The organism is Sphingosinicella rhizophila (genome assembly GCF_032378825.1).
In the GTDB taxonomy this organism is placed as follows: domain Bacteria; phylum Pseudomonadota; class Alphaproteobacteria; order Sphingomonadales; family Sphingomonadaceae; genus Allosphingosinicella; species Allosphingosinicella rhizophila.
In genome coordinates, this window is record NZ_JAVUPU010000006.1 from 128,831 (window position 1) to 145,905 (window position 17,075).

General features: G+C 66.7%; 18 protein-coding genes. 10 read left to right on the forward strand and 8 right to left on the reverse strand.

Features of this window, described 5'->3' with window-relative positions:
* Positions 1-93 precede the first annotated feature (93 nt).
* Positions 94-348, forward strand: coding sequence for a hypothetical protein (locus RQX22_RS12950; protein WP_315726959.1), 255 nt, complete (start codon positions 94-96; stop codon positions 346-348).
* Here RQX22_RS12950 and RQX22_RS12955 read toward each other — a convergent pair.
* The 5 genes from RQX22_RS12955 to RQX22_RS12975 all read right to left on the reverse strand — a co-directional run bounded on the left by RQX22_RS12955 (position 332) and on the right by RQX22_RS12975 (position 4,816).
* Positions 332-1,366 (reverse strand): hypothetical protein, encoded by a 1,035-nt coding sequence (locus tag RQX22_RS12955; RefSeq protein ID WP_315726960.1) that lies wholly within the window; start codon positions 1,364-1,366, stop codon positions 332-334. The genes RQX22_RS12950 and RQX22_RS12955 overlap by 17 nt on opposite strands.
* A 103-nt stretch (positions 1,367-1,469) precedes the next feature.
* Positions 1,470-2,270, reverse strand: coding sequence for a hypothetical protein (locus RQX22_RS12960; protein ID WP_315726961.1), 801 nt, complete (start codon positions 2,268-2,270; stop codon positions 1,470-1,472).
* A 21-nt stretch (positions 2,271-2,291) separates the two neighbouring features.
* On the reverse strand, positions 2,292-3,326 hold the full coding sequence (locus RQX22_RS12965) for a nucleotidyl transferase AbiEii/AbiGii toxin family protein (RefSeq protein ID WP_315726962.1): 1,035 nt from the start codon (positions 3,324-3,326) through the stop codon (positions 2,292-2,294).
* Positions 3,316-3,915, reverse strand: a complete 600-nt coding sequence (locus tag RQX22_RS12970) for a DUF6088 family protein (protein WP_315726963.1) — start codon at positions 3,913-3,915, stop codon at positions 3,316-3,318. Before RQX22_RS12970 ends, RQX22_RS12965 begins: the two co-directional genes overlap by 11 nt.
* A gap of 55 nt (positions 3,916-3,970) precedes the next feature.
* Entirely contained in the window at positions 3,971-4,816 is an 846-nt protein-coding gene (locus tag RQX22_RS12975) for a DNA -binding domain-containing protein (protein ID WP_315726964.1), read from the reverse strand.
* Positions 4,817-5,035: 219 nt separating this feature from the next.
* Here RQX22_RS12975 and RQX22_RS12980 point away from each other — a divergent pair, with 219 nt between their 5' ends.
* Entirely contained in the window at positions 5,036-5,353 is a 318-nt protein-coding gene (locus tag RQX22_RS12980) for a hypothetical protein (RefSeq protein ID WP_315726965.1), read from the forward strand.
* Positions 5,354-5,434: 81 nt separating this feature from the next.
* On the opposite strand, the gene RQX22_RS12985 is transcribed toward RQX22_RS12980, so the two are convergent.
* Positions 5,435-6,184 carry a LuxR family transcriptional regulator gene (locus RQX22_RS12985; RefSeq protein ID WP_315726966.1) on the reverse strand — a complete coding sequence of 250 codons (750 nt, stop codon included), beginning with the start codon at positions 6,182-6,184 and terminating at the stop codon, positions 5,435-5,437.
* Positions 6,185-6,436: 252 nt separating this feature from the next.
* On the opposite strand from RQX22_RS12985, the gene RQX22_RS12990 reads away from it, so the two are divergent.
* From RQX22_RS12990 to RQX22_RS13025, 8 genes are all read left to right on the forward strand, one after another.
* Positions 6,437-7,195 (forward strand): LuxR family transcriptional regulator, encoded by a 759-nt coding sequence (locus RQX22_RS12990; protein WP_315726967.1) that lies wholly within the window; start codon positions 6,437-6,439, stop codon positions 7,193-7,195.
* Between the two features lie 76 nt (positions 7,196-7,271).
* Entirely contained in the window at positions 7,272-7,892 is a 621-nt protein-coding gene (locus RQX22_RS12995) for an acyl-homoserine-lactone synthase (protein ID WP_315726968.1), read from the forward strand.
* A 16-nt stretch (positions 7,893-7,908) separates the two neighbouring features.
* Positions 7,909-8,796 carry a phytanoyl-CoA dioxygenase family protein gene (locus RQX22_RS13000; protein WP_315726969.1) on the forward strand — a complete coding sequence of 296 codons (888 nt, stop codon included), beginning with the start codon at positions 7,909-7,911 and terminating at the stop codon, positions 8,794-8,796.
* A 31-nt stretch (positions 8,797-8,827) separates the two neighbouring features.
* A complete protein-coding gene (locus RQX22_RS13005) occupies positions 8,828-9,448 on the forward strand; it encodes a GntR family transcriptional regulator (protein WP_315726970.1) in 621 nt (206 codons plus the stop codon).
* 103 nt (positions 9,449-9,551) lie between these two features.
* Positions 9,552-9,686: a benenodin family lasso peptide gene (locus tag RQX22_RS13010; RefSeq protein ID WP_315726971.1), complete on the forward strand. Its 135-nt coding sequence runs from the start codon at positions 9,552-9,554 to the stop codon at positions 9,684-9,686.
* A 152-nt stretch (positions 9,687-9,838) separates the two neighbouring features.
* Positions 9,839-9,967 carry a hypothetical protein gene (locus tag RQX22_RS13015; protein WP_315726972.1) on the forward strand — a complete coding sequence of 43 codons (129 nt, stop codon included), beginning with the start codon at positions 9,839-9,841 and terminating at the stop codon, positions 9,965-9,967.
* Positions 9,968-10,008: 41 nt separating this feature from the next.
* The gene (locus RQX22_RS13020; RefSeq protein WP_315726973.1) at positions 10,009-10,674 is read left to right on the forward strand and encodes a lasso peptide biosynthesis B2 protein; all 666 of its coding nucleotides are present in this window, start codon (positions 10,009-10,011) and stop codon (positions 10,672-10,674) included.
* Complete coding sequence (locus RQX22_RS13025; RefSeq protein ID WP_315726974.1) at positions 10,671-12,380, forward strand: asparagine synthetase B family protein; 1,710 nt, start codon at positions 10,671-10,673, stop codon at positions 12,378-12,380. The genes RQX22_RS13020 and RQX22_RS13025 overlap by 4 nt, the downstream gene beginning before the upstream one ends.
* Here RQX22_RS13025 and RQX22_RS13030 read toward each other — a convergent pair.
* Positions 12,366-14,369 carry an Atxe2 family lasso peptide isopeptidase gene (locus tag RQX22_RS13030; protein ID WP_315726975.1) on the reverse strand — a complete coding sequence of 668 codons (2,004 nt, stop codon included), beginning with the start codon at positions 14,367-14,369 and terminating at the stop codon, positions 12,366-12,368. The two genes, RQX22_RS13025 and RQX22_RS13030, sit on opposite strands and share 15 nt — an antisense overlap.
* 62 nt (positions 14,370-14,431) lie before the next feature.
* Positions 14,432-17,035, reverse strand: coding sequence for a TonB-dependent receptor (locus RQX22_RS13035; RefSeq protein WP_315726976.1), 2,604 nt, complete (start codon positions 17,033-17,035; stop codon positions 14,432-14,434).
* Positions 17,036-17,075: the final 40 nt, after the last annotated feature.

Genomic DNA, 17,075 nt, shown 5'->3' on the forward strand with positions numbered 1-17,075 from the left:
GACCCCGGCAAGGAAATGGAGAGCCGAAGCACGGGCCTCCGGCGAAAGCGCCTTCCACGGCGATTTGCCCTTCGGGTTGGCGATCTCGGCGGCGTGAAATTCCGGCATGCCGAGGCTCGCGAGCCGGGCCGTCAGCTTGGCCGCCGCGGCGGCATAAGCTTCGGAGTCCATCTCGACGGCAACGAGGATACGCAGGTTGGGCTGGAGCCACGGCACCGGCTGGGGCGCGATGTCGGTATCGTCGCAGAAGACGAGGGTTCGGCCCGGCTGCTTCAGGTTGGCGAGCAACACATTCGCGCCGCTGTCCGAGTGATCGATCGACGCCACCTCGTCAGACTCCCACGCTGATGCGATAGGTGGGCTGCAGCGTGAAGCGCCACAGCGGCAGAGCGTCGGAGACATGGTCGGTGCGGATGAGCGGCGCAAACCAGCCGGGCCGCAACGGCGCCCGCAGCTGCACGATCGACTGGTCCTTCACCGTCTGCTCGGCATAGCATCGGGCGAACATCCGGCTGAGGCTGCCGATGAACTCGAAGCCCTGATCGGTCGGCTCAGCCGGATCCCACCGGAACTCGACGGCCGTCAGCCGCTCGCCCTCGAGGACCGCCAGAGGCCCGTCGCACTCCCATTCGCCATGCTCGATGAAGATCGTGGCGATCTCCTTCTCGACCGGATCGGTGATCACATCCTCCCCGCCCAGCAGCTGCCACCCGTTGAATGTTATCGTGACCTGCCCGTCCTCTCCGACGGCGCTCGTGCGCTTTGGATCGGCGGTAAAGCGCAGCCGCAGCGGCGCCCGCGTGCCGATGGTGCGGTCGCCGAGGCGACCAAGCTCGTTCGCGATCATCGCCTCGTTCATCTCGAGAACGAGGTCGCCGCCCTCGTCGACCATGCGGTCGGGCGAGACGAGCGTCCACATCGACCAGCGTGCCCAGAACACCGCCAGCTTGAGCTTCGCGCCGGTCGCTTCCGCATAAGCTTCGAGCGCCTGCCGATAGTCCCTCTTCATCAGCAGCCGGCGCTGGTTGAGCGGGTCCGCCTCATAGACATTCTTGACCTCGATCAGCCACTGCTCCCCATCCGCAAGCACGACCCGGAAATCCGGCACCCTGAGCCCCTCCGCGGAATGGACGCGGCCGCCATCCTCCGTCTTCAGAAGCCTGTACTCGCCCAGGGCAACGAGCAGCGCCTCAAACATCGCTTCGGTGCGCTTGCCATGGAGCAGGATATCGTCCGCGAGCGCCTCATCGACGCTCGAGCTGACATGGGCGCCGAACGCCTCCTTCAGCGCCGGGTCGCGCAGCGAAAGCCGGCGCTCGACGCCGAACGTCGCGAGCTCGGCAAGCAGGTTGAACGGCTTCGGCATGACGCCTCCCCTTTCAATAGCCACCTAAGATAAGGGGCGAGCGCCCGCGCTCAATGCAGGTCGGGATTTTCGATGTTGAAGCTGCGCCGCCGGAAGTCGAGCCTCAGCGGCAAATCCCGCACAAGCCGGCATCCTCATAGCCGAGACCCGCCAGAAAGGCTTCGGCTTCGGCGAGCGTCTCGAACGGCTTCCATTCACCCGTCAGGTTCCCGGTCGCGCCCTGGGCGCCTGCGCCGGCGCGGCAATAGCCGCACTCGGCCCGATGCAGCCTGGCACGGTGATGGATCCAGTTGCGGTAGACCCAGAAAGGCGCAGCTCCCCCTTGGATGCCGCCGGCCGCCGAAGCCGGCGGTTCGACAAGGGCGGCAGGCTCTTCCTTCTCCTCGGCGGCGGCGAGCGCCCGCACGAACAGGTTGATCGTGCGCAGCGTATCGTCGGTGAAGTAGCTGCGCTTGTGGCGGATCGTCGCGGCGATCTCGCGCATGATCTCCTGGAAGCTCCAGAGCGCCACACCGGCCTTCTCCGCTTCGGCGGCTGCCTCGGGAGTCCAGTCCCAGGTGACGATCACGTTGCGATATTCGCCGTCGAGGAACCCATATTTGGCGAGCTCCGCCTTGACCGCCGGCACGCCGAACTTGCGTTCGAGGAAGAAGCCGAGCGTCCGCCGCTGCCCCGCTTTCTGCACCTTCTCCTTGAGCAGCTCGGGGTCGAACGCCTTGGTCGTCAGCCGCGAGAAATTCTGGGAGCCCGAGACGCTGGTCTCGATATGATAGCGATCGAGCGAGACGGGATCGATGGCGAGAAGGTCGATCTCGTACTGGCCGGCGCAGCGCAGGTTCGGGATGGTCGCCCAGCCCTTGATGTAGCGGACATAGGCCTCGACGATCTTCTCGGTCGTTTCCATCTCTGCCCGCCTTCCCGACCGTCAGCTTTCGTCCGCCGATGCGGCCGCCGCGGCATTGGCGCGATCCTGCAAGGCCTCCATCCTCGCCATCAGATCGTCGAACGGCTCCGCTTCGTCCAGCAGCAGACCGTCCTCGACCATCTTCGCATAATCTTCCGCGAGGGCGTCCCGCGACGCACCGTCCGGGACCAGCCGCAGCCCGCCGGAGACCGCGGCGCGATAGTCGATGGTCTGACGGTCACCGTCCTTCTCGGCGAAAAACCAGCTCTTGTGGGCCGCGACCGCGTCGGCGAGCGAGCGGTCGGCGAGCGCCTTGTCGGCGAAACCCACCTCGTCCAGCCGCGCAAGATCGTGCCAGTGCCGGGCGAAGCGGTCGCCGCGCAGCGGGCCTTCCGAGCAGAAGACATGCACGGCGGTGGCCTTTTCCCAGAAGGTCCGCTCCGCCCGCATCACGCGCGGCCGGGCCGTGGGGAAGACGACACTCTCGACGAACGGCGCGGCATCGCAGCCAACCTCATGCGGATCGCTCGGCTCGCCGGTCGAGCGGGCGCCGAACTCGAGCATCACCCGCGGCGCGACATAGCCGGACCCGCTCGTCAGCGCCTCATATTCGATGAAGATCTTGTCCTTCTCGGCAACCGCCCGGGCGGGAACCTTGTCCTCCTCGAGCCGCTGCGCGACGAGCGGCAGTGCTTCCGCCTTCACCCAGGCGGGAAGCCGCGCCCGCACGGCACTGCTCCACCTCTTCTCCTCGCTGCGCGTGGCGGGGAGCGCATCGCCCGTCTCGCCCACCAGGTCCGGAGCGAGCCTTCGGATGTCGTAGGTGAGGTCGATATCCTCGGAGAAGCGGCGGATCGCGCCATAGACCTTCGACAGCGATGTGCCGCCCTTGAACACGAGCCGCTCCCCAATGGGCGCTCCGAAGAGGGCGTTCAACGTCCAGACGACCCACACGTCCTTCTCGAGGAGATGGGGCGGCCGTCCGGACGCCGAGGCGGCGACGTTCAGGACCTCGCGGCGGTCTTCCTCGGTCAGTCGCAGCCAGTCATCGGCCATAAGCGGCGATTTCGCTCACGGGCTTGACCATCCAGGCCGGAAGAAGCTGGCTGACCGACGCCATCTCCTGGAAGGCTGAGCGGGGAAGCTTGCGCTTCAGCGTACGCAGCGCGGGCCCCGCCTTGGCGGGCCCAAGCCAGGCGAGCGCCCGCACCGCCTCCCCCGCCGGGCGGCCAGGAAGCGCCAGCTGCCAGCGCGGCGCGTGCTTGAGCTCGACCGTCTGGCGGCCGAGACGCAGCTTCCGGCTCGGCCCCGACGTCAGATAGACGGTGCGCGACGGCACCTGCGGCGTCAGGCCGAGGGCGTTCGCGGCCGAAGCGCCGCTCGACGTCATCGTCTCGCCGCACTGCTGGGCAAGCGCGCTCACCACCTTCTCGGCGGCGGGCGCGCGGGTCCCGAAGCGGGTCTCGACAGGGCGGACATAGAGGCCGCGGCCGGCGCGCAGCAGCGCGCCGCGCCGGACGAGGCGCGACAAAGCCTGGTCGACCGCCGCCCGGCTGCCGAGATGGAGCAGCGCCTTGGCGACGATCGGCGCGCCTTCGGGGAGGCCGGCCGCATGCTTCATGATCTTCTCGGACAGATGTTCCATGGCTCACCTCCTGTCAGAAACATAGGCCAGTTTCTGACACCTTACAACCTGCTCGTTAGCGATTGGTTTTATCGACGGCCGGAATTGCCTCCGGCACGCCCCCCAAGCCAGCAAGCGGATCCTCGCCTCCGAGCAGGGCCAGGTACCCGCCCGCGGCCATGAAGCGGGCGCTCCGCACCAGCCGCTGCACCTGCGAGCGGACGGTGGGCGCGCGCACGCGCCACCGCGCCTCGCCCGCCTCCCCGCTGAGCAATACGGCGGCGATCTCCCGCTGCGTCGCGCCGGCGGCGAGCGCATCATGCGCACGGAGCATCAGCACGAAGCGAGCCGCCCTCGCCTCCACCGGATGAAGCTGGGCCGAGAACCGTCCCGCCCGCCAGAGGGCGAGCAGCCGCCTCAGCGTGAGGAGCGGCCGCTCGGCGCTCGCAAGGCCGGCAAGCCGGTAGTGCAGGCGCACCGGCCCTCGCCTGACACTTCCGGAGAGGAGGTCGAGCCGGACGGCGCGAAGGCCGTCGGAGACGAGCAGATGCTCCTGCCCGCTTTCCACGACGATCGTTGACATCCCCGCGACGCGAGCCAACTCGAACGCGTTACGGGCATCACCGGTTGGCAGGGCATCCGCCTCCAGCACGTAGGGATGGAAGCCGGACCGCCACACGGGCCGCGCGGCGGGCGCGGCAATTTCCGCAGGCTCAAAGGCGTGGAGGCCCCATTCGCCCGCGTCGGTACGGCTATCCTGCGCCGCTTGGGTTTCCTGCCCCAGGGCCCGATCGGCAGCTGCGCGATAGCCGGGGTCGCGCCGAAGCCATTCCCAGGCGAGGATGGATCGATCGGCCGCGAGCAGCGGCGCGTAAGCCGCCGCCTCCCTCCAGTCCGCTGCCTGTCGATCCTCCGGGCGCATGACCCGAGTGAAGCGGCGGTCCGGCGGCTAAACCATTCACCCATATGGGGGAATTGAGCCATCAGGCACAGGATATCGGACCTTCGGAGCCCCAAGCGATGCGATCACCCGTGCCACGCGAATAATGCGGTCCGGCCCTGCGCGACGGTAATTCCAGCGCGAAACCAATTTGTTTCCGCGCCGCAGTCCCGCCGCGCGCTCGAATGAAGGAAATCGAACATGAGGAAGTTGGAGATCATCAAGGCCGGCAAGGCCTTCCAGGTGTCCTATCGGATCAAGAGCGAAACCACGGCCAACGGCACGAGCCAGGAGCGCTATGACGATCTCGTCGGCCGGCTGGAGAAGCTCAAGGCCGTGCTCCGCTCGCGCCATTTCGACGACGAGGCGCATACCGCCACTTCGTCCTGGATCGTCCGCAGCTCCGAAACCACCGCCGAAGGTCTCGGCCGCAAGCTGGCCCGGAGCCTGACGCCCGGCGTCGACCTCCTCGAGGTGATCGAGGTCGTGCCGTCGAACTGGTTCCAGCTGACCAAGTAAGCCCCGATCCAAAGCTCCATGCCATGTCGTGTATCGCCCGTTCGCGATGCGCGCATGGCGTGCGAGCCTTCTCGAACGACTTCATCTCGCCGGGGGGATTGCGTCGTCGAAGCTGACCAGAGCGTCGCGCAGCACGCAGGCGACCAGCTGCGCGCGGCTGACGACATCGTAGGCGGCGCGCGCCCTTTTCACATATTGATGAGCCGTCTCCACGCTGATGCCGAGGATTGCGGCAATCTCCCAGTCCGTTTTGCCGGCCGCGAGCAGGCGCACGCACTGGCGCTCCCGCCGGCTGAGGTGCGGACAGCGTGCCGACGCTGGATAGCCATGAAGCCGCCGCGCCGCGCGGAAGGCGTGGGCCCCGATCTGCTCGGCGCAGAGGAGCCGCTCAAGCGGAAGCCCGGCGCCGATGCGGACCGCGAAGGAGCATGATCCGCAAGGCTCCCCGGGCACATTGACCGGCACGGTGAAGCCATCGCTAATGTCGAAGCGCCTGCTCCGCTCCAGCACCTCTCGCGCACGCCGCCCGATCGGCACCAGGCTCGGCAGCTCGGACCAGGCGAAGCCGATATTGGTGCGCACGCTCGCATGGTGAACAGGGTCGGCGCCGATTAAGCCTCGCGCCTCGAGCTCCCTTTCCCACCCCGATGGATAGGTGTCGATGCGGATGAGCTCGGGCCTCGACGAACAGAGGCTGGCATGGTGGAGCAACGCGAAATAATCGAAGCCGAGCTCCCGCACCGCGTCTTGGAGCACTCCGGCGAGATCGCGGTCATCAGAACAGAGAGCGGCCTGCGCTTCGAACTGATCGATGAGGCGGGAGTAAGGCAATAGACGCCGTTCAGATGGGAGCCCGCGACGGCTCCTTCTGCCCAAAATGTTCATTATACTGGATCAACATCCCCTCCAAAATAATCGCGAAATAACAGGAGGCTGGACGGCGCCGACCATTGGCACGCGGCGAAAAGAAGGTAATAACGGCCTCCGGTACGTAGCGCGCCGCCACCGGTTGAGACCCGGGCGGAGGCGCATAGAGGACTGGCCGGGGACAAGACGGCTTGGAAGCGTTCCCCCGGCGGGTGTGTGCAGGGCGTGCAGACGTTCGAGCGTGCGGAGTGCTTTCTCAGGGATCTCGCGGAGATCTCGAACGAGGAAGACCTCGCCGAAGCGCTGGCGGAGGTCACCCGCGAGATGGGCTTCACCTATTTCGCGCTGTCGCACCATGGCGATATCAGGCGGTCGCCTCAGCCCGCCATCCGGCTGCACGATTATCCCGACGATTGGGCCGATTATTATGACGACAACCGCCTGGGCGTCTCCGACCCCGTGTTCCGCGCGAGCCACCTGACCAGCGTCGGCTTCGCCTGGTCCGACATCCCCAACCTGATTGAGCTGACTCCCGACGATCATGCGATCCTGGAGCGGGCCGAGAGGAAAGGAATAAGCAACGGCTTCACCGTGCCGGCCCATGTCCCCGGCGAATCCCAAGGCTCCTGCTCCTTCGCCAGCCCTGCAGGCGTTTCCATCCACGAGGACAAGCTGCCGCTGGCACAACTGATCGGCGCCTTCGGCTTCGAAGCGGCGCGCCGGCTGTGGCGCGTGCGCGCGCCGGCCGCCCGGCGATTGCCAAAGCTGACCGAGCGCCAGCGCGAATGCGTCCTGTGGGTCGGCCGTGGCAAGTCCGACTGGGAGATCAGCCGGATTCTCGGCGTAAAGCAGGACACGGTGGCGCGCCATGTCAAGCAGGCCCGCGAGCGTTATGGAGTGGGAAAGAGGACAATGCTGGCGGTCCACGCGTTGTTCGAGGGGTCGATCAGCTTCACAGACATTCTCCGGCGCTGACTATTCCCTTTTTGGGGAATAGCGGCCGACCCGCCGCTCGGCCGATTGCGACCATGTCATCCGCCAGGAGAAAGACATGGTCACCGTCGCTGAAGGCATTCCCGCTCCGCTCCACCTCCCCGCGCTCCGCGGCATGTTCGAGGCGCGCAAGCGCGTCTTCGTCGACCTGCTGAAGTGGAACGTGCCTGTCCTCGAGGGCCGATACGAGGTCGACCAGTTCGACGATGAAGACGCCGTCTACCTGATCGTGCCCGGGGAGGACGGCCGCCATGCCGGATCGGCGCGTCTCCTCAAGACGATCCGCCCGCACATCCTCGACACCTTATTTCCGGAGCTCTGCGCAGCACCGGTGCCGCGCGGCGCCGGGACGCTCGAGATCACCCGCTTCTGCCTCGATCGCGCACAGAGCGCCGACGCGCGGCTCGAGACCCGCAACTGCCTCGTCTCCGGGCTCGTCCGCTATGCCCTGGAGAACGGCGTCGAGACCTATACCGGCGTCGCCGAAATGGGCTGGCTTCAGCAGATCCTCGCCTTCGGCTGGCGCTGCCGGCCGCTTGGGCTCCCCCGCCGGATCGACGGCAAGATGCTGGGGGCGCTGCGGATCGACATCAACGATGAGACGCCGGCGCTGCTCGAGGCGAACGGCATCTACCGGTCCGCGCCGGTCCGCCCGCTCGAGCTTCTCGCAGCTGCCTGAAATCGGAGGAAAGAACATGTCGCACAACAACAATCTCGGATCCCTGATCGATCGCTGGAGCGAGCGGCTGCTCGTCGATGGCTATTGCGTCATCCCTGACCTCGTCCCCGTGGCGGAAGTTGCGGCGCTTGACGCCGACCTTGCCGAAGATTTCGAGGCGACACCCTTCTGCGAGGGACGCTTCTATGGTGAGCGGACGAAGCGGTTCGGCCGCCTGCTCGCGCGCTCCCCGCGCGCCGCCGCACTGGTCCAGCACGAGCTCGTGCTCGGCGTGGTCGAGCGCGTGCTCTCGCCCTGGTGCGACACGTTCCAGCTCAACCTCACCCAGGCGATCGCCGTCCATCCGGGAGCGCTCGCCCAGATGCCGCACCGGGACCAGGACATGTGGCGTGGCGAGGTCGGCGAGGTCGAATATCTAGTCAACGTGATGTGGCCGTTCACCAGCTATAGAGCGGAGAACGGCGCCACCCGCGTCTGGCCGGAGAGCCACGGCCATCGCGCTCTTGATCCCGTTCCAGAGGCATCGGAGCAGGTGCCCGAATATGGTCCCGGTTCCGCCCTCCTGATGCTCGGCTCGACGCTCCACGCGGCCGGAGCCAATCGCAGCCATGATGTGCGCCGAGGGATGATCGCCGGATATAGCCTGGGCTGGCTCAAGACCTACGAGAACCAGTTCCTCGCCTACCCGCCGGAGATCGCCCGCACCTTTACGCCGGAGCTGGCAGCGCTGATCGGGTACCGGCAGCACCGGCCGAACCTCGGCAATTTCGAGGGATGCTGCCCATCAGTCCTGCTCCAGGAGGGCTTGCCGACGCGGCTTGCGGCCGCCGACGCCCTGCGCCCGGATCAGAAGGAGGCCGTGGACGAGCATGCCGCACAGGAGCGGCGCTCGCTGGCGGCGTGACTCGAGGCCAAGGGCGCGGACGGAGGCGGCTGTGAGCCCGGGCCCCACCTTCGACCGCGTCTATCTCGCTCTCAAGGAGCAGCTGACGAGCGGCCGATTTGCGCCGGGAGATCATCTCGAACCCGCGATGCTGGGGCCGGAGCTCAATGCTAGCATCACGCCCGTGCGGGATGCCCTTCACCGGCTGGTCGGCGAGCGTATCGTCGAGGCACCGCGCAACGACGGTTTCCGGGTTCCCGCTCCGACGGAAGCCGATCTCCGCGACCTGTATGGCTGGAACCGCTCGCTCCTTGAGCTTGCGCTGCGCTCCTCGGCCTTCCGCAGTCCGGTCTCCGCGCTGCGGGCGGCGGAAATCGGCGGCGAGGACACTCTGATCAGCGCCGCGGATCTGTTCCGCGCGATCGCGCGGAGGACGGGCAGCCTCGAGCTTGAGGCAGCCGTGGAAAACCTCAACGACCGGCTCGCGCCGCTCCGAGTCGCGGAAACGCGGATCTTCGAAGACGCCGCAGAAGAGCACCGCATCCAACGGAATGCGTGGGAGCAAGGAGACGATCGCGAACTTCGACGATGTATCGTCGTATACCACCGGCGTCGCCAGCGCCACGCGCCCGATATCCTGATCGCCTTCCGCACGCTGCATCGGCGACGCTGATCCCAAACAATCGGCGAACACCAGCCTTATAGATTTCATATATGCGATGGCCGCTCCTAGCCTCACGGGACCGCGAAATCCCGCGGGATTGAGGAGCAAGAAGATGGAACGCGACACCAAGACGGCGCCGGCCGATCTGATCGACCTCGGCTCGGTCTCCACCGACACGCAGGGCCCGATTGGCGACATGCTCGAGCCGATCGGCTTCTGGCACAAGTCCGGCATCAGCAACGACTGAGCCCAGCACCGGCGCGGCCGGACTCCCGGCCGCGCCGAATGCCCACGGCTCTCCCCAAACAATCGGCTTATAGTTACCGTATAAGCTTCGTGCCCTGCCTTCGTGATCCTAGCTTTTTGCGGCTGCAACTGGTGCAGCAGAAGGAGAAAGTCATGGAACGCGAACAGGACAATACCGGCCTCGTCGAGCTCGGCACCGCCAGCATCGAGACCCTCGGTGTGCCGACCGGCGACCGTTCCGAGGGCATCGGCTATTTCGCCCTCGGGATCAGCGACGAATGAGTGCTGGCGCGCGGGGGGCAACCCCCGCGCGCAGCCAAGCCATGGCACATCTGCGACTTCATCCCAACGTAAGCTACGGCCTGATCGCCGGTCGGCCGGTGTTCCTCGACGTAAGCCGCGACCGCTATCTGGGTTTGGATCCGGTGGCGGAGGCCGCATTCGATCGGGCGCGGCAGCCCCCAAGCGCAGATTCTTGCACCAATGAGGACACGAGACGCCTTCTCGCGACAAAGCTGTTCACGCTGGCTGACGAGTGGACGCCCATGCCTCCGGTGCAGGTTCGGGTCCCGGACAAAGAAATATCGCCTGAAGCGGCCAGCCGACTCCCATTCCTCGACGTGTCCGAGATCTGGGTGCTGCTCTGGCACGCGCGGCGAGCCCTGGTATCAGGCGCGCTAGGGTCGGCGCTGGCGCGGCTCAAAAGGCACAGGTCGAAAGTCGTGGCGCCGGTGAGTTCCGCAGAGACGCTCGCACTCGCCTCCCGTTTTCAAGTGGCGCGCGCGCTGGTTCCGATCGCCCGCTCTTGCCTCCAAGACTCGATCGCGCTTGGGACCTGGCTCGCCCGGCGTGGAGCATGCCCGGACATCGTGTTCGGAGTGAAGCTCGATCCGTTCGCGGCCCACTGCTGGGTTCAAACGGAGTCCGCAATCCTCAACGACGCGCCCGACACCGTGTCGCCCTTTGCGCCAGTGCTCGTAATCTCATGAGGCTGCGCTTTCTTGCGGCGGCCGGTCCGCCCGGGGCGCTGGAGGCGCTGAAGCAGACGATCGGCAGGCGAGCGGAGCCCGCCCTGGTGAAGGCTTTGGAAAAAAGTACCCTTATGGTCTGGACGGCGCCGGACACGCCCATCGTTCCCGCTACCGATGGGAGTGCGCTTCTTGTTGGCCTGCTGTTCGACCGGCCCACCGGCGCGAGGCTCTGGACTCTTTCTAGCGCAGAGGTTTCGAAACGGATCATCGAAGACCGCTGGGGCGCGTACGTGCTCTTCACGTGTGACGGGCGCAGCCATGCGGTGCTTCGCGATCCCTCGGGAGCGCTGCCGGTCTATTATGGCTCCCTCGGGGAACTTGAGGTCTATGGGTCGGATGCCGGTCTGCTCGAGGCGGCATGCCCAGAGGCGTTTCGGCCCGATCTGGAGTTCATCTGCCACTGGCTGACCTTCCCATTCCTGCGGGCAACGCGGACGGGCGCCGAAGGGGTGCGGGAACTCCCGCCGGGCACCTGCCGGCGCGTGGACCCGCCGCACTGCCGACTGGTCGAGGCATGGTCGCCCTTTGCCTTCGCGGAGCCCGGCATCGCGATCACCGGCTTCGACGAGGCTGCCGCCAGCCTGCGCGACGAGATCTTGCGAACAGTTCCTGCGCTGGCCGCAGCCGCCGGAGAGGTAGCGGTCCAGCTTTCAGGCGGTCTCGATTCTTCAATCATCGCCGCCGCGCTTCGCCATGCCGGCACAAGCTTCCGCGCCGTTACTTTCGCAACGCTAGGTCCCGGCGGCGACGAACGCCTCTTCGCGCGCGAGATGGCGAACCGGTGCCAGGTGGAGTTGTTCGAGCTGATAGAGGAGACCACCCGCTTGAACCTCGACATCGGGCGAGCCAATCCCCTGCGCCCGCCGCCCAACCCGCTGCTGCAGCCGATGCATCGTGCCCTCGCGCTCCAACTCGCGCACCTCGGCACCGGGACGGTTCTGGACGGCGCCGGCGGCGACAACATCTTCTGCTCACTCAACACTGCCGCGCCCGCCATCGATGCGTTCCGGGGCGCAGGCAGCGCGACCGCCCTTCGAACACTACGGGACGTCGCACAGGTGCACGGCTCCACCTTCTGGACCGCGGCCCGGAGCGCCCTTCGGCGAGTGAGACGCGGCGCACCATCCAGATGGCCGCGAGACACGATGTTCCTTGTCGCCAACGCGGCGGCGACAAGGCCGGAGCCGCACCCCTGGCTTGCGCCTCACCCTTGGCTCGCGCCGGGAAAAGCGGACCAGATCCGGATGGTTGCCGGCATCCACCACTTTCTGACCGATCCGGCTCCGCTGACACCTGCTTCCCTCCACCCGCTGTTGGCGCAGCCGCTGCTCGAGCTGTGCCTGCGAATACCGTCCTGGCTGTGGGTGTCCGGAGGAAGGGACCGGGCGGTGGCGCGCGAGGCGTTCAGGGGCATGGTGCCCGATGCAATCCTCGACCGTCGCGGCAAAGGAACGCTCGAGAGCATGTTCGTGAAAGGCTATATGGCCGAGCGGCCGCGCCTCGAGCGGTTCATTGCAGAAGGCGAACTAGCGGAACGCGGCATCATCGATGGGCCGGCGGTTAGGGCGTATTTGCGGCGCGACGGGGAACCGCGCGATTTCGGCTACGTCCGGATCCTCGAGATTGCCGCTGCCGAGCAATGGCTCCGGTCATTCGGCCGCTGATCTTTGCTGCCGCAGCCGCAACCCTTCCCATCTCCGGTACTGCTCCGCGCGCGCCGGGTCAGGATCGACATAGTTTTGCAGCCAGTAGCGGAACCAGTCGGCATTCCTGCGATATACGGCATAGCGGTGCCGCGGCTGTATCTTGACGTGTGCCTCTTCGGGAAAGCCGTACATTTCGACCGGCGTCGCCGTGTTGCTGAGGCGCGCGTGTAACTCGGCCGCGTGCCGCACCTCCTGTGCGGGGAACTGCATCAGCAGCGGCGTCGATATCCGCGCTACGTTGAGAGCGGGCGCAAAGACGCGCCAACGCTCTTCATCTTCGTCCGGCGGCCCGGCTCGCATGAATTCGCGCATCACCCGCGGATTGTCCCGCCCCCGCATCGCACCCATCCAATAAGCCGAAGGCTCGTAGGGCGGGGACGAGATCGACGCTGCTGCAAGAAGATCTGTGTTCATGGCGATCCACATCGCCGCTTCGCTGCCCGCGCTGAAGCCTCCCATTCCCACGCGAGCCCGGTCGATCGCCCCTCGCCGCTCGAGCATGTCCAGCAGACTCTCGACGCTTGCCTGCGCCGACCGGTACAGGTCGACACCGTCGGCCGATCGCTCAAAGGGAACCATGTTGAGGCAGCCGACGACGAACCCAGCATCAACGAGGGGAAGCAACGGGAACTCATCTCCGACGCCGCCGCGCAAATAGCCGGGGCAGTAATAATAAGTGAGGAAGACCGGCGCCCGTGTTTCAGACGGACGGGATGGGAAGAAGATCGTCCCCGTGGTCGATCGGCCGTCGGCGAGCCGCCACGACAGATACTCCACCCGCGGCGTCCCGCGAGCGCGAAGGCCAGCATTAGGATCGAGCAACACGGTTCGCTCGCGGGTATCGAGGTCGATGCGTACGACCTGGGGGGGCGAGGCCGCGCCGGCGGCGACGCAGACGAGATTCTCGGCCGTCGCCGCGCAGGGTGTCTGCGGCTGGCGCCCGCCGCTGAGAAGCCCCTCGCCCGCGGCAAGCTGCCGCACGAGACCGGTGCCAAGGCTCCAGACGTGCAGCTTTTGTCGGAAGTGGAGATCGGCAGTCGTGAACAACACCGAGTCCTGCCCGGGGCGCCAGGTGAGCGCCACGATGCGGGCGTTCCGGCAGGACTCAGCTGGGCAGGCAATGGATTGGCCGTTGCTGCGGCGCACCGACAGGCTCCGCGCGGCTGTCTCGCCTGTCGCAGTGGCAACGTCGCCGGAGGCGGAGGTCGCGGTGAGCGCCGCCGGCGCGGACCCGATCGTCAGCGGCTCCACCCCCGGAGCGGGCTCGGGTTCCGACGTGGTTGCCAGAGTGCGCATTTCCAGCCGGTGTCGCGTTCGCGGCGCGCGCCAGAGAAGACCGTCGCGCGAATACCAGCGGCCAATGAGCCGCTGGCTCCCCAGGCGCCCGTGCACCCACGCGCCGCGGTAGATATTCTGCGACATGTCGACGCTTTCATCGATAAGGATACCCTCATCATATTCGCGCCGCTCCGCGCGCAGTATCTCGTCCCGCGTCGGCCCCGTCACGTAAATGAGCGAGCTCCCGTCCGGAGCCGCCGCGAGACTCTCGACGTCCGCATCGCCTGCCATGACAAGCCGGCTACCGGAGCCGTCCACGGCGGTGCGCCAGATGCCGATGACGCCGTCGACCAGCGCGCGGTGAAAAAAGGAGCGGCCGTCCGGAGACCAGACGGGCGCTTCGCTCTCGATCACGCCGTCATTGTAGATGGGCGCGCCGCCGTCGCCGACGCGCGAGCTGCGACCCGTCGCAAGATCCGCGACATACCAATCGATTGCATAGCTGTTCCCAAGCACCGACGGGCGCTGCACCCGAAAGGCGACCATTCGCCCCACCGGCGAGGGCGCGAGCGCTTCGATGTCGGCTACCTCCACCAGCTCGCGGAGCGTCGGCCCGCCGGCTTGCGCCGCCTCGCCCGAGGCAACAGGTGCCAGCAGGATGGTCAGCATCGCGACCCTCTGAAGAAGTCGCAGCCGCCCGCTCGTGATAAGAATGGATCTCCGCGTGCGCATTACCAGGTCCTCCGGACCTGGAGCGCGACAAAGCGGCCGCGGCCGGATGCATTCACTGGATCGTACCCTGCGCCCGTCGTGGACCCCTGCTCCGGAAGCAATCGCGGAGGATCGTTTTCAAAAAGATTCTCGACGTAGAGCGAGATGCGCGTTCCACGCAGCCAGGACGCCTGGTCCCCGAAGGTGTAGGCGAGGCTCGCGTCAAAGGTCGTGTGCGCCCCGACCTCCCGCAGCGTCGCGCTGCGATCATCCTGGTAGTCGTCGGCATGGTTCAGGAAGAGGCTCCCGGTCCAACCGCCGCGGCTCCACCCGAGACCCGCCCGGGCGCGCCAGTCGAGGGGCCTGTACGGCCGGTCCAGGCTGTTGATGATCGGGCTCGCCGGCGTGAGCTGCTCATCGAATTCGATGATATGGTTCACGTTCGCGTCCAGCACGAAATCGCTGGTGCCAAGGCTGAAGGCGTATCGCAGTCCGAAGTCGAAGCCGCGGGTGCTGGTGAAAGCCGTATTGCTGATGCGGGTATCGAGCACGACGTCGACATCCGCTGGAGTGGACCCGCCATTGGAGAAACCAGGCCCACTGAAGTCGAGCACCGTCTGGGCGCCGCCGATAAGCCGCGTCACGGCGGCGACATCAGGGTTGAGATCGAAGATGGGCGCAAAGGCCGGATTGCCGATGACGTTCGCTCGCGCCGTCGGCAACGCGATACGGTCCGAAAAGCGGATGTCGTAATAATTGGCGCTGAGCGTCAGGCCGGTCGCGAAGCCGGGCGACCAGTCGGCGCCGAACGACCAGTTGCGCGACGTCTCGGGCCGCACGTCAGGATCGCTTCCCTGCACCACCGCGGCGATGCTGCCGGCAGGAGCCTGCGACGGGTCGGCGTAAAAGAAGACTGCTGGCACGTAGATAACCGAGTAGGACCCGGAAATCTCGGACAGCAGCGGAGCGCGAAAAGACGTGCTGTAGGAGCCGCGCAGGTTGAGCCCGCGCAGCGGCGACCAGAGCACCCCTAGGCGCGGGTCGAACGTCGATCCGGTCCCGCTGTATCGATCGTAGCGAGCCGCCGCCGAGATCTGCAGCCGCTCGAGCCCCGACCGCCGGTTGAGCTGGGAGAAGAGCGGCACGAGCAACTCGCCATAGACGGAGCGGACATTTCTGTCGGCCTCCCGCACCACCTCGGGGATCGAGGTTGACTCGAACGCGTCGCGATACTCCTCCCGCCGCGCCTGCGCTCCCAAGGCTATCCGCACGCGGCCTCCTGGTAGTTCGACGACGGAGCCGTCGAGCCTGAAGCCGCCCTCGAGGATCGCATTGCGAACCCGCCGGGAGTTAACGAGCGCGATCCCGCCGGGCTGCGTCTGGCGCTGATCGGCATCCGACACCGCATAATTGCCGTCAAGGCGCAGCCTCCAATCGCCGGGCAGCTCGTAGCTGAGTTCCGCCGACAAGCTCGCCGACTCGGCTTCGGCCTCGGCACTGATCGGGAGGGGCGAAATCGACTGAAAGACGGTACGATCCGTGGTCCGACGCGCCAGGCTTCCGGTGAGGCCAAGGCTCAGACTCGGCAGCAGTTCCTGCTCCAGCGTCCCCAGGAGGCTGTGCCTGCGCTCTCGCGGCAGCAGATGTGCGCGCGGACGGAGTCCGATCGTGAAGGGACGCTCCCCCGCCTCAACCTCATTCTCGAGCCGATATTCATAGGCAAGCATCGCGTTGCCGCTCGTCCAGTCGTGGCCCGCCGCCTGCGACAGCAGGAGCTGCTCGCCGCCTCCGCGCGTCGTGGTACCCGCCTGGATTGACGTCTCCAGCCCCCTGAAATCATCTCGAAGGATGAAGTTGACGACGCCGCCGACAGCGTCCGACCCGTAAATGGCCGAGGCGCCGTCGGGCAGTATCTCGACACGCTCGAGCGCACTGACCGGGATCAGCGAAACGTCGACGAAAGACCCGGAGCTGCTCGGCGCCAGCCGGCGGCCATTGACGAGCACCAGAGTGGCGCGCTGACCGAGCCCGCGCAGGTTGAGCCCGGCGCCGTGTTCGGTCGGATCCTGATCCGGCAGGGGCAGCCCGAAGCTTTCCTCATTGACGCCGCCCTGCGTGTTCTGAGGGACGGTCCGCATCAGACCCTCGACCGAGGTGGCACCCGTACGATCGATCTCCTCGCGCGTGATGGTGATCAGCGAGGCGGTCGGCTGCGCCCCACGTATGTTGGTGCCGGTGACAACGATTGTCTCTTCCGTGGCAGACGTTGCGTCTCCCTGCTCCGCTGGCCGACGCGCCTCCGATCCTGCGCTCTCCTGCGCAACAACCAGAGATTCTCCCACCCGGCGAACCTCCAGACCGCTGCCCGTGAGCAGCAGGCGAACGACGCCCTCCGCGGTGAATGGCCCCGAGACCGCAGGCGCTCGCCGACCGGCCACTAATTCGCTCGGAGCGATGATGTTGCGGCCGGACCGGGTCGCGACCTCCCGCAGAGAAGTCGCGAGGTCCTGCGCCGGCAGCCCGTAGATTTGCTCGTCACCGACCTGCGCTGCCGCCGGCGTAGCGCAGACGATGGCGGCGACCGAACCGGCCGCCAGAAGCGACCCAAGATGATTGTGGAACATCCTTCCCCCTTTTTTCGGCGCATTGTTGGAGCGCCGTTCG

What these genes read in the sequence shown, in the direction of transcription:
- RQX22_RS12970 (WP_315726963.1), bottom strand. Translation starts at nt 3,915, where the DNA reads ATGGAACATCTGTCCGAGAAGATCATGAAGCATGCGGCCGGCCTCCCC.
- RQX22_RS12960 (WP_315726961.1), bottom strand. Translation starts at nt 2,270, where the DNA reads ATGGAAACGACCGAGAAGATCGTCGAGGCCTATGTCCGCTACATCAAG.
- RQX22_RS12995 (WP_315726968.1), top strand. Translation starts at nt 7,272, where the DNA reads ATGGTCACCGTCGCTGAAGGCATTCCCGCTCCGCTCCACCTCCCCGCG.
- RQX22_RS13035 (WP_315726976.1), bottom strand. Translation starts at nt 17,035, where the DNA reads ATGTTCCACAATCATCTTGGGTCGCTTCTGGCGGCCGGTTCGGTCGCC.
- RQX22_RS12955 (WP_315726960.1), bottom strand. Translation starts at nt 1,366, where the DNA reads ATGCCGAAGCCGTTCAACCTGCTTGCCGAGCTCGCGACGTTCGGCGTC.
- RQX22_RS12980 (WP_315726965.1), top strand. Translation starts at nt 5,036, where the DNA reads ATGAGGAAGTTGGAGATCATCAAGGCCGGCAAGGCCTTCCAGGTGTCC.
- RQX22_RS13015 (WP_315726972.1), top strand. Translation starts at nt 9,839, where the DNA reads ATGGAACGCGAACAGGACAATACCGGCCTCGTCGAGCTCGGCACCGCC.
- RQX22_RS13025 (WP_315726974.1), top strand. Translation starts at nt 10,671, where the DNA reads ATGAGGCTGCGCTTTCTTGCGGCGGCCGGTCCGCCCGGGGCGCTGGAG.
- RQX22_RS12965 (WP_315726962.1), bottom strand. Translation starts at nt 3,326, where the DNA reads ATGGCCGATGACTGGCTGCGACTGACCGAGGAAGACCGCCGCGAGGTC.
- RQX22_RS12975 (WP_315726964.1), bottom strand. Translation starts at nt 4,816, where the DNA reads ATGCGCCCGGAGGATCGACAGGCAGCGGACTGGAGGGAGGCGGCGGCT.
- RQX22_RS13010 (WP_315726971.1), top strand. Translation starts at nt 9,552, where the DNA reads ATGGAACGCGACACCAAGACGGCGCCGGCCGATCTGATCGACCTCGGC.
- RQX22_RS13030 (WP_315726975.1), bottom strand. Translation starts at nt 14,369, where the DNA reads ATGCTGACCATCCTGCTGGCACCTGTTGCCTCGGGCGAGGCGGCGCAA.
- RQX22_RS13020 (WP_315726973.1), top strand. Translation starts at nt 10,009, where the DNA reads ATGGCACATCTGCGACTTCATCCCAACGTAAGCTACGGCCTGATCGCC.
- RQX22_RS13000 (WP_315726969.1), top strand. Translation starts at nt 7,909, where the DNA reads ATGTCGCACAACAACAATCTCGGATCCCTGATCGATCGCTGGAGCGAG.